Here is an 11,976-nt window from a genome sequence, read left to right on the forward strand (position 1 = left end):
CAGGGGCTAAAGCCCTCGCCTTTGGCGGACTATATTGCCAAGGCTGAAGCCTTGGCCTACTTAAGCCAAACTTGACATAGCGTCTCATGCAGTCAGATTCTGCGTCGCCGCCATTCCCGCTGATAAACTTCACGGATATGCATTACAAGTCCGGCAGCCAGATTCGTGAAGATTTTCTGCGGTTTTTTGAGACCAAGACCCATCGGCGGGTGCACTCGTCCTCGCTCGTGCCACAGAACGACCCGACCCTGTTGTTTACCAACGCGGGGATGAACCAGTTCAAGGACGTCTTCCTGGGGGCGGAGCGGCGGGAGTATTCGCGGGCGGCGACGTCGCAGAAGTGCGTGCGCGCGGGTGGCAAGCATAACGATCTCGAGAACGTCGGGTTCACGCGGCGGCACCATACCTTCTTCGAGATGCTGGGGAACTTCAGCTTCGGCGACTACTTCAAGCGCGAGGCGATTGCGTATGCGTGGGAGCTGCTGACCTCGCCGCAGTGGTTTGGGATCGATCCGGCCCGGCTATATGTGACGATCTTCGAAGGCGACGCGAGCGTCCCGAGAGACGATGAGGCGGAGCAGCTTTGGATCGAGACCGGCGTGCCGAAGGACCGGATCTTCGAGATGTCCGGTAAGGACAACTTCTGGCAGATGGGCGAGACCGGGCCCTGCGGGCCTTGTTCGGAGATCTTTTACGACCTTGGTATCGAGGCGAGTGAGACGGGAGAGGACAAGCCGTTTCCGCACGACGACCAGAGGTATGTCGAGATCTGGAACCTGGTGTTCATGCAGTTCGACCGGACGATAACTCCGGAAGGGCCGCATCTGGCTCCGCTGCCCAAGCCTTCAATCGATACGGGGATGGGGTTGGAGCGGGTCGCTGCGGTGCTGCAGGGAGTGCTTTCGAACTATCAGACGGACTTGTTTACGCCGTTGATTGCTCGTGCGGCGGAGCTTACCAAGTTCAAAGACCTGACCGCGGCTGAAGCCAGTTTCTCCGATGCCAAGGGCGCAGCCTCGCTGCGAATCATCGCCGACCATGCTCGGGCCGCCACTTTTCTTATTTCGGATGGGGTGCTTCCCGCAAACGAAGGACGCGGGTACGTTCTGCGCAAGATTCTGCGGCGCGGAATCCGGCACGGACGCCAGTTGGGACAGATTGAACCCTTCATGCATCAGATGGTTCTTGCAGTCCGTAACGAAATGCAAGCTGCATATCCGGAACTGCTTGAGACCGCCGAGCGTGTTGCCAAGGTTGTTCTAGCCGAGGAAGAACAGTTCGCACGAGTTCTCTCTGTCGGTTCTTACAAGCTTGATGCTGCCCTAGAAAATTCAGTGCGGCAAGCGATTGAGCCGATCCTCGACGGCTTCCTTAGTAAACATAGGATTTCACGGCCGCCCGAAGAGAATACGTCCATGCTGTTCTGGTTGAATCCCTCGTGGTCGAAGGAGGATCGTGATCGAGGGGCCAAATACTACCTTGGCGACCTGAACAACGGGCAGCTTGAGAGTGAGCTTCTAGCTGCGATGGACAAGCTATCTGCGGAGCCTCCAGTTCTAGCTGGTCCGGATGCCTTTCAACTCTATGAAACCTATGGCCTTCCGCGCGATTTCATCGAGGATTTTTGCCGAGATTCAAGGGTCGCCTTCGACTCGAAGGGCTTCGATAAAGCTAAGGAAGAAGAGCAACAGCGCGCCCGGGCTTCGTGGAAGGGTGGGTCGCAGAAGTCGGCTTCGCCGGCGTTTCGGGAGCTGCCGAAGACCGAGTTTGAAGGGTATACGGCGCTGCGGGTCGATGGGGCCCGGGTGCTGGCGCTGGTCAAGGATGGCGTTGGGGTTCCGGCGCTGGCCCCCGGCGAACAAGGCGAAGCCGTCCTAAATAGCACCAGCTTCTATGCGGACTCGGGCGGGCAGGTGGGCGATGTGGGTTGGCTCTATGCGAGCGATCGCCATACGGTGATCGCAGATGTGTCCGGGGCGACCAAGCCGGTGCAGGGCGTGTTTGCGCATCGGATCGTGGCGAAACAGGCGATTGAGGTGGGCGATGTGGTGGACACCGTTGTCGACCGCGAGAACCGGCTGGCGACGGAGCGCAACCATACGGGGACGCACCTGCTCCATGCGGCGCTGCGGCAGGTGCTGGGGACGCATGTGAAGCAGGCGGGTTCGCTGAATGACCCGGCCAGATTGCGATTCGACTTTTCGCACTTTGCGCAGATCGCGGAGCCGGAGCTGAGGGAGATTGAGTCGATTGTGAACGGGCAGGTGCTCGGGAACACGAAGGTGGAGACGCTGGTGGATGTGCCGATCGATGTCGCCGTGAATGAGTTGGGGGCGATGGCGCTGTTCGGCGAGAAGTATGGCGATAAGGTGCGGGTGGTGAAGATTGGCGACTTTTCGGTCGAGCTTTGCGGCGGAACGCATACCGGGGCGACGGGCGAGATCGGACTGATCAAAATTACCGGGGAGAACTCGGTTTCGTCGGGGGTTCGGCGAGTGGAGGCGATCTCGGGGACGGGAGCGCTGGGCGAGTTCCGGCGCGACTTTGAGCTTTCGCGCGTGGTGGGGCAGCTTACGGGCGGCGGCGATGTGGATGCGCTGCGGCATAAGATCTCCGCGCAGGACGAGGAGCTGAGGAAGCTGAAGCGCGAACTTGACCAGATGCGGATGAAGGCGGCTTCGGCTTCTATGTCGGATGCTGCTGGTTCCGCTGTTGAGGTCAAGGGCGTGAAGGTGCTGGCGCAGCGGGTGGATTCGCTGGATAAGGCGCAGATGCGGGACCTGGTGGATCAACTGCGTGGGAAGCTGGGGTCTGGGGTTGTGGTGCTTGGTGCGGCGGCTGAAGGTAAAGTCACGTTGATTGTGGGCGTGACCAAGGATCTTACCGGGAAGCTGCAGGCGGGGAAGATCGTTGGACACCTGGCTGGGATCGTTGGCGGAAGAGGCGGTGGGCGGCCTGATCTGGCGGAGGCTGGCGGGTCGGAGCCGGGGAAGCTGGATGAGGCGTTGAAGGCTGCAGCGGAGTTTGTGGGGGCTACGCTGTAGAGTCGTGGCTCTGATCCCACATCTGGCGATGAAGCTGCCAGATATGGGGCACCCGGCTGTTCAGGCTTTTTACGTCCCACCCATGGCCAAGAGCAAGCCATGGATGGGGCACCCAATGCCTTGACGGCGGTTCGAGCAAAATGTGGGGGTCTCTCCACTGCGCTTCGCTTCGGTCGAGATGACGAAATCTGAGTGGGAGAAGATTTGGGAACCGTGGGTTGTTGCCGGGTGTACCCCGTTGGAAATGAGGCCTGAGATATCGGCTGTGGCCGCTTAAACTAGGCTGGCGGGTGCTTTGGCGATTTTGACGACTTTCTCTCCATCTCGGGGCCTTGAGGGCAGAGCTTTGCCGGCTGCGTTTGCGGGCGGGCTGATGCTGGCTGCGGTGCTTTGTTCAGCTGCGTATGCGGCTTCGCGGAGTATTCCTAAGCCGCCGCGCGGGACGCCATGGGAGCAGGCGGAGCGGGGGCGGGAGGAGCTTGAGGCTACCCCGGCGGAGCAGCGGACGCGGGCGGAGTTCACCACCGCGATGGACCGGTTCCGGGCGATCTACCATGATGGGCCGGGGGATGTTCATGCCGCTGCCAGTGTGTTCGCCGTGGCGGAGTTGCTGGCGGAGCAGGGCCGGGTGCTTCACGATGCGAAGAGCCTGCAGGCAGCGGTGGGGCAGTATGAGTTTCTGCGGAAGCAGTATCCGGGGAGCAGTTTGCGGATTCCGGCGCTGCTGGCTGAAGGGCAGGTCGAGGCAAACGATCTCGACGACAAGGCGGGGGCAAAGGACCACTACCGTGAGTTACTGAAGCGGTATCCGCGCAGCGAGCAGGCGGAAGAGGCTCGGGCGGGGCTCGAAAGTTTGAAGGCGGGGAAGGTGCGGACGGGGGTGAATGAGGCGGTGCTTACGCAACCTGCGGGCATCGCCAATGGCGGAGATCAGACACCGGTAAGGGCGGAGGCAGCGAAGCCGGGCGCGACGCTTCGCGAGAGTTCGACGGCGCAGAAGGCGTCTGTGGCGGTGGCTGAAGCTCCCGCAACTGCCACTGTCCCGAAGTCTAAAGACGCGCCTGACCTGAAGGCGCGAAGCCGGGATCCGATTGACGAGGATGCGGCGATTCCCAGTCCGCTGGAGGGTGGCGGGTTGCCGGTCTCGGCGAGGCGACCGGGCGGGGCTTCGGGTGAGACTCGCAAGGGACCGCTGGCCCAGGTGAAAGGCATTCGGCACTGGTCGACGCCGACGTATACGCGGGTGGCGATCGACCTGGGCGAGGATGTGAAGTTTGAGGCGGCGCGGGTGCCGAATCCGGACCGGATCTACTTCGATCTGCATGGGAGCAGACTGGCTCCGGAGCTGGTGGGCAAGAGCTTTTCGGTGACGGATGATGGATTTCTGAAGAAGATTCGGGCGGCGCAGTTCTCCGACAACATGACGCGGGTGGTGCTGGATGTGAACGACGTGTCAGAGTATTCGGCGTTCCTGCTGCCGAATCCTTACCGGCTGATTATCGATATCCATGGTGGGAGCAAGGCGACGACGCGGCGTGAGGCCCCGCCAATCGAGACGACGAAGGCGGGCAGTGCGCCGATTGCGGCTCCGGTTGTGTTGCCGCCAAGCGTGACGGCGACCAGTTCCCTGCCGAGTACGCCAACGACCTCCGGGCGTCCGGGGCCGAGCGTGCCGAATACCGTCGCGACGAAGACGAACAATACGACCGAGGTCGCAGCGCTGAGCACGCAGCCGGACCGGGTGGAGGCGACGACGCGTCCTACTTCGAAGCCGATATCGGAGGTGGTGACGGACCGGCCAGCGGTGGCTTATGACCGGCCGCCGACGGCGAGCGGGCGCAAGCGATCGAAGGCTAAGGCTGCGGATGGAGTTGCTGCCGGGGATGCGATTCCGGCTCGGCCGGCGGTGCCTACGGCAGATGGGTCGACCTCGCTGGTGAGGGCGCTGGGCTTGAAGATCGGGCGGATTGTGATCGACGCGGGGCATGGCGGGCACGATTCCGGGACGCTGGGTGCGGACGGCATTGAGGAGAAGGACGTCGTCCTGGATGTGGCGCTGAGGCTGGGCAAGCTGCTGCATGAGCGGCTAGGAGCCGAGATCGTCTACACGCGGTCGGACGATACGTTTATTCCGCTGGAGACGCGGACGGCGATCGCGAACAAGGCGCAGGCGGATTTGTTTATCTCGGTCCATGCAAACTCTTCGCCGGATGCTTCGGCGCGTGGAGTGGAGACTTATTACCTGAACTTCACCACTTCGCCGGATGCGCTGCAAACTGCGGCTCGCGAGAATGCCGTTTCGAACCAGTCGATTCATCAACTGAGCGATCTGGTGAAGAAGATCACGCTGCGGGACAAGATCGACGAGTCGCGGGAGTTTGCCTCGGATGTGGAGGCGAGTTTGTACTCCGGCCTCGCGAAGGGCAATGACGGGCTAAAGAACCGAGGCGTGAAGAAGGCTCCGTTCGTGGTGCTGATTGGGGCGAATATGCCTTCGATCCTGGCAGAGATTTCATTTGTGACGAATCCTCGCGATGCGGAGCAGTTGCAGAGGCCGGAGTACCGGGAGCGGGTGGCGGAGAGCTTGTACCAGGGCGTGGCGCGGTATGAGTCGGGGCTGAGCGGCATCAAGGCACCGACGCTGCGAGCTTCTATCGGATCGAAGTAGCGCGTACCGTTCGCGCTTACGATTGGCGCTTGGTGGTAGTCTGACCGATGATATGGGTCTTTTATACAAATCCGCAGCCCGCAAGGCTGGGGCTTCCGCTGCACTGTTGATGGCTGTCTCGCTGCATCCTTCTCGCCTTACGGCACAAGCCGCACCTGCCCCGGCGGCGGTGAAGATCGTGGAACCCGCAGCTCCGCTATTGCCGAAGCAATTTGGCAAGTGGCAGCAGGAGGCGAACCAGAGCGCTGAGCCAGCGGCCGACGATGCCAGCACGCGAAGTGTCCTGTTTGAAGACGGGCTGTCCCGGATGGCGAACTCCAGCTATAAGCGCGAGGGCGGGGCGGAGACGGTCACAATCAATGCGTTCCAGTTTGGCGATGCGACGGGAGCTTACTCGGCGTTTACACTGCTGCGTACGCCGGAGTTCAAGCCTCTGGCCGATGAAAAGCTGGGCGCGAAGGCTGTCCAAAAGGGTGACACGGTGCTGTTGTGGAGCGGCACCAGCGTGGTGATGGCGGAGTTTCACGACGGCCACCGAGTGGCGGAGCTGGGCGATGTGGTGTCGGGGCTGCCGAAGATAGGCGGGACCAAGGGTCTGCCTCCGCTGCTGCCGACTACGCTGCCAGCAAAAGGGCTGCTGCCGGAGACGGTGAAGTATGCGCTGGGGTCTTCCGGGTACGAGGCGATGGGCGGGGTGCTCCCCGTGGGGATAGTCGGGTTCGACAAGAGCGCCGAGGTGGTTACGGCCAGGTATGCGGGCAAGGGGACGCTGACGCTGCTACTGTACCCGACACCCCAGATCGCCGGAGCGCATGGACGGCAGATCGAGGCCGAGATGAACCGCCAGGGAAGCGCGGCGGGGACTGTGAAGTTGCGGCGCGAAGGTGTCCTGGTACTTTTGACGACCGGCAACTGGCAGCCGGCTGAAGCTCAGCAACTGATCGAAAATACCCACCTGAACCTGCAAGTGAGCTACGACAAGCCGCTGCCGCTGGAGTTTCACGCCGAGATTCGCAAGACGGCGACGCTGCTGTCGAGCATTGCGGAGCTGAGTGCTGCCCTGATGCTGGCGGCGGTGGTGCTGGGACTGTTCTTTGGCGGGGGCCGGGCACTTATTCGGGTGATGCAGGGGAAGCCTGCGGCGACCGAGCCGGAGTTTCTGCGGATCGACCTGAGAGACCGTCCGGGGGATGGCGGCCGAATGAAGCCGCTGCGATAAGAGAGGTTGTCAAGGTGGCAGTGCGGTCTTGGTGCGGTCTTGGTTCGGTCTTGGATCGCGGACTTCTCGAGGTGGCGGGCCTTGTGTGCACCATTCGTCGTGCAACAGGCTGGCTAATGCGCTCATTTCAAGCAGGATTGGCTTGGCGCGGATGATCTTAAAGCGAAGACAAGGCGAATCAATTCGCGGTTGCAGGACGCGTTAACTCATTGAACAATAACGGCTTATTCCGCCGATCTTTTCGCCTTGACACGGTATTTCTCAAATCTTAGTATGCAGCCAGAAAGTTCTGATGGCTTTGCCTCCGTTGGAACTGTTCTCCCTGATGAAGAGGCTGCCCTGTTGCCGGGCGGCCTCTTCACGTTTGCGGCAGCGATAAATCGAGGTCCGTGTTGCGGCGGAGGGGAGCATCTGCTCTACTCTGTCTGACATGCCAAGCGCAGAGGATTACGTCACACGCTGGCAGGCGGCCGGCCTGCTGGACGAGCGGACAGCTACTTCTATTCGCACGTTCGAAGAGACCCAGGCGAAGCCGCGCGGGCGGCAGTGGCAGGTGCTGCTGGCATTGATCCTAGGCGCGATCCTGTTAGGTGCCGGCGTGCTCCTGTTCGTGGCCGCGCACTGGGATGAGGTATCGCCGGCCACGCGCCTGTGCATGGTACTGGCGATGCTGATCTTCTTCCATGGGTTGGGATTGTTGGTGCGGGAACGTTTTGCGGGGCTGGCGACCGCGATGCATGCAGTGGGGACGATCTCCGCCGGAGCCGCGATCGCGTTGGTCGGCCAGATCTTCAACATGAACGAACATTGGCCCGCAGCGGTCCTGCTCTGGGCGCTTTGCGCTGCGGCGGGATGGTTGTTGCTGCGCGACCACTTTCAGCAGACTTTGACGCTGCTGCTGGTGCCGGCTTGGATCGTGGCGGAGTGGGCTGATCGGACCAGCGCTTATACAGGGGCCGATGTCTACCTGGCACGGATGGGCCTTGTGATCGGCGCGGTGTATCTGTCTGCTTTCCTGCACTCCCGCAGGCGTGCGATGGCTGGCATCCTGTTCGCAGTTGGGGCGGTCCTGATGCCCGTTTCGATTGGGATTCTGGCTTCGGGCTGGATGCCCGGGTACCAGCCTCTGGACTTCGGCTTTGTCACTCTGACCGCTCGCATGATGTCGTTTGGAATCGTGGCTGCCGCCATTGCGGCGGGTATCGCGTGGGATAGGCGAAGCGCGTTTCCGGCGTCGGTAGCGGCTGGGCTGGGGATGGCACTACCTTGGGCACAGACCACCATCGCGGAGCAGGGCTTCAAAGGCCACCCGTGGACAAGGTCGGAGCCGAGCGTGCTGGCCTATGCCCTGGTGGCGGCAGCGGCGGTCTTCCTGGTGGCGTGGGGGGTGCGGTCGTCGGCGAAGGCGCTGGTGAACTACGGCGTCGTCGCGTTTGCGATGACGGTAATGTGGTTCTACTTTTCGAGCGTCATGGATAAGCTTGGCCGCTCGGTGGGGCTGATTGTCTTGGGCGTTGTGTTTCTGGCAGGTGGCTGGGCGCTGGAGCAGACACGGCGGCGGCTGTTGAGCGGCATGGCGGGAGGTGCCGCATGAACCAGAGACGCGCGGTAGCTCTGCTGCTGGTGCAGTTGGCGCTGGTGCTCAGCGTTGCGGGCAAGTTCGTGTATGAGCGCAAGACACGGCCGCGAATCTGGGCGCGGGCCGCGCAGTACGACCCGAGTACGCCGCTGCGAGGAAGGTATCTAGCGCTGCAGTTGGCGGTCGACGCGTGCGGCCTGCCGCGAGATAAGGCTCACTACACTGAGGGTGGAACCGTCTTCAGCACCGACGGCACGATGACCGGAAGACGAGGTCCGGGAACATGGAAATGGCGGGTCACGCTCGCTGTGGAGAACGGACACCTCGTGCCCCGATTGGCGGACCATCCCCGCACGCCGGACGGCATAGAGACTCTGACGATGCAGGAAGACAGATCCTGCGAAAGCGTGAACCTGCAATCGAACGAGGACTTTTTCATCTCCGACCGCGCTCGCAACCCATTTCCCCTGAAGAAGGGTGACGAGCTATGGGTCGAGGTGACCGTGCCTGCCATTGGATCACCGAGACCAATTCAGCTCGCGCTAGCGGGTGCTGATGGATTTCATCCTTTGAAGATGAACTGAAGAAGCGGGATATGAGATTGCGCCAAGCAGGGCGTTGCCGGTAGACTAGTAGGTAGTCGCGCGATGCCAGTCGTGCGCAAAAAACAACAGGCCGATGTAGCTCAGTTGGTAGAGCAACTGATTCGTAATCAGTAGGTCAGCGGTTCAACTCCGCTCATCGGCTCCATTTCTTTTAGAATCAACGGATTGAATCCGACGAAATACAAATCACATAACATTGCATAACAACCCACCCGCCCGATCCTGAAGCGGAAGACGAAAGTCCTCCATCTCGGGGTGGTGGTACGTGCTCAAAAGCATTCCGACGTTGTGACCGAGAATGTCAGACACGACTTTCGGGGAAACCTTCGCGCGGAGCATTTGAGTTGCTGCTGTGTGTCGGAAAGCGTGCCATCCGCTCAACGTGATTCCCAGTTCCCTTGCGGCGGGCCTCACGTAGCGCTTCAGCGCGTTTCCGGGGTTGACGGGTGTGCCTTCCCTCGACCTGAACAGGTAGCCGTCTCCTCGCTGACGTAAACGAGAAAGCAGGTTGGTTCCGCCGAGGGGGAGAACCCGCTTGCTCTTCCGTGTCTTCGGCGTATCCGACTTCCCTTCATAGATTCGCCGTGAGATGTGGACGTTCCCTTCCGCATCGATATCCGAGGCCTTGATCCCAATTGCTTCCCCGATCCGGGCCCCCGTGGTGTCGAGGAAGAGGACTAGGGTCGAATAGGGCTCTTCGAGCATTCCAGCGAGCTGCTCGACCTGTTCCCTTTGAAGAATCGGGCTGACAGGCTTCTCGGGGGTGAGGGCGCGGGGCAACTTGATTCCCGAGCAGACATTTCGCTCCACCCAAGAACAGGCCGCCGCCCAAGTCAACAACGCGCTCAACGCGGAGTGCATCGACTTGAGAGTGTTGCGCCGGTATCCCCGCATGGCTTTGTCCGCCAAGAATCTCTCCACTTCAGAACGATGAATAGCAGCGACTTGAGCGGAACCGAAAGCCGGCAGGATGTGAGTCCTCAGGGTCTTCAGATATCCGTTGCCGGTCGTATGTTTCAGGGTTGGAAGTACAGACTCCGTCCACTTTTTGGACAACTGCGTGAGAGTCATTTGCACTTCTGTTTTGGTTTCGCCGAGCAACGCAGTCAGCTTCTGTTGCGCAGCAAACTTGGTTGGCAACTCGGAAAGAGTACCGAGACGGACATTCCTTTGCTTCCGCTTCAGCCCTCCGTCCTCTGTTCGCAAATCGACTCGAAACATCGCATACCAGACCTTGATTCGCTTCCCGGTCTTGTACACATGGCCCTTCTGATAACGCTGGATCATCGAAGTCTCCTTCGTTTCCAGCGGTTTCCCTGCGGCCATTTTGCACTGATTCTGCCGGAGTAGCAATGCGCTGTCGAAACGCACAAGGCGTCCTAGACGCACAACAGGCAACTCGTGCGCATGTCGACGTACCCAGGTCTGGGAGAGATTCAGAAACGAGGCGGTTTCAGCAACGGTAAGAAGGGGACGAAACTCCGAAGAAGTAGGACCGGGCGCTGAAGCAGATCGCAGGTGATGCAAGCGAACTCCACATCAGGATGGGGATTGCGGGCTTAGTCGTTCGTCCCGCCGCCACGGTACCGTAGTTAGTTCCTGAAGATCGCGGGCCGCCCCGTCGCGATCTCTAACTAGGGCCTTGCGTCTTGCCTGTATGCTCATTTTACTAGATCAGCAGCGAAGCGCAAAGCTCGCCGCCAACCTCCGGCAAAGTGAGCAAGTCTGATTCTTACGGAGACTTCATGGTATTCGCGGCTCGAATACTACCCTAGAATGATCCCATTCCATGCCACACCAAAACGAGACCGATAGTCTTTCCGAAAAAGTCGTAGAGCAACATCTCTCTCACCTCGTCAAAGCATACGTAGATGAGAAGCTGAAGGAATCCAATAAAAACAACGATAACGCCGCGAACAAAAGCTGGAAGCGTTCGTGGCGATCCACGAGTCCTATAACGAAGGCCACTCTTTTGCTCACGGCTGGTGTAGCTTTCGCTACTATCGCCTACGCTTTCATCGCGGCCTACCAACTCGGCGAAATGCGCCATACCAACGACCTCACTCGCGAAGCGTTGAAAAAAGCGGATCAGAATTCAGTTGAGTCTTCCGATCAATTTCAGGTTCAGATCCATCACTATGATGACGCTCTCGGGCAGACCAAGGAAATCGCCAAGCAGACACTTGCTCAAGCCCAACATTCCGACATGCTTGCCAAGGACACCCACGCGTTGGCTGATACCTCTCGAACTCAGTCGATCAGCACTCGCAAGATAGCCGAATCAAACACAGATCAGCTGGACATAATGAAGAACCAGTTGGAACTCTCCAGAGAAGCCCTCATCGGAGTTCAAAGGGCGGTGGTAACCACCGGCTCCCTGAAGATCGTTAGGAAGCCTGGTATTGATGGAAAGATCGAGTCCCTGAAGTTCTATGTGGGATTTAGAAATGACGGGAACACGGCGACAAAGAATCTCCGATTTAGTCATCACTGGCAGGTTATCAATTCGCCAAGTGAGAGGTTTGACCTGATTGACACCCTGCCAAGACCAGACTCTCCTCCTGCATTCGCTTCCGCACACAAGGAGATTCTTTCCATCGGCGAAGAAGTTGACATCGCGACAATCCAACGAGTTATAGATCACAAGGCGTTTGTTGTTTTCTGGGGCAGAGCTGACTACAGTGATGTCTTTCCAGGGACGAATTCTCACATCACCGAATACTGCGCGATTCTTACTGGGTTTGAAGGCGAGATGCCAACTACACCCAATTCAGATAAGCCGACGACAGCAACCGACTACAATTGTGAAACACACAACTGTTACGACGATGACTGTAAAGTCAAGTAGAGCTGCTCTGTCA

7 protein-coding genes and 1 tRNA gene are annotated in these 11,976 nt (G+C 59.7%); 7 read left to right on the plus strand and 1 reads right to left on the minus strand.

Translation table 11 applies throughout. From position 1 onward, the window contains the following. Positions 1-137: 137 nt before the first annotated feature. The 6 genes from alaS (at position 138) to HDF16_RS07835 (ending at position 9,260) form a co-directional block, all read left to right on the plus strand. Positions 138-3,044, plus strand: coding sequence for an alanine--tRNA ligase (gene alaS / locus HDF16_RS07810; RefSeq protein ID WP_184215224.1), 2,907 nt, complete (start codon positions 138-140; stop codon positions 3,042-3,044). Between the two features lie 346 nt (positions 3,045-3,390). Next, positions 3,391-5,712 carry an N-acetylmuramoyl-L-alanine amidase gene (locus tag HDF16_RS07815; RefSeq protein WP_246408861.1) on the plus strand — a complete coding sequence of 774 codons (2,322 nt, stop codon included), beginning with the start codon at positions 3,391-3,393 and terminating at the stop codon, positions 5,710-5,712. A 52-nt stretch (positions 5,713-5,764) separates the two neighbouring features. Then, positions 5,765-6,931: a DUF6599 family protein gene (locus HDF16_RS07820; RefSeq protein WP_184215227.1), complete on the plus strand. Its 1,167-nt coding sequence runs from the start codon at positions 5,765-5,767 to the stop codon at positions 6,929-6,931. Between the two features lie 430 nt (positions 6,932-7,361). Continuing rightward, positions 7,362-8,525 (plus strand): DUF2157 domain-containing protein, encoded by a 1,164-nt coding sequence (locus tag HDF16_RS07825; protein ID WP_184215230.1) that lies wholly within the window; start codon positions 7,362-7,364, stop codon positions 8,523-8,525. Further along, the gene (locus HDF16_RS07830) at positions 8,522-9,094 is read left to right on the plus strand and encodes a hypothetical protein (RefSeq protein WP_184215233.1); all 573 of its coding nucleotides are present in this window, start codon (positions 8,522-8,524) and stop codon (positions 9,092-9,094) included. Before HDF16_RS07825 ends, HDF16_RS07830 begins: the two co-directional genes overlap by 4 nt. 90 nt (positions 9,095-9,184) lie before the next feature. Next, positions 9,185-9,260: transfer RNA gene (locus HDF16_RS07835), tRNA-Thr, on the plus strand. A gap of 41 nt (positions 9,261-9,301) precedes the next feature. Here the strand turns inward: HDF16_RS07835 and HDF16_RS07840 are convergent. Beyond that, a complete protein-coding gene (locus tag HDF16_RS07840) occupies positions 9,302-10,402 on the minus strand; it encodes a tyrosine-type recombinase/integrase (protein ID WP_184215236.1) in 1,101 nt (366 codons plus the stop codon). A 502-nt stretch (positions 10,403-10,904) separates the two neighbouring features. On the opposite strand from HDF16_RS07840, the gene HDF16_RS07845 reads away from it, so the two are divergent. Next, positions 10,905-11,963 carry a hypothetical protein gene (locus tag HDF16_RS07845; protein ID WP_184215239.1) on the plus strand — a complete coding sequence of 353 codons (1,059 nt, stop codon included), beginning with the start codon at positions 10,905-10,907 and terminating at the stop codon, positions 11,961-11,963. The last annotated feature ends 13 nt before the right edge of the window (positions 11,964-11,976 follow it).

The organism is Granulicella aggregans (assembly GCF_014203275.1).
Taxonomy (GTDB): Bacteria; Acidobacteriota; Terriglobia; order Terriglobales; family Acidobacteriaceae; genus Edaphobacter.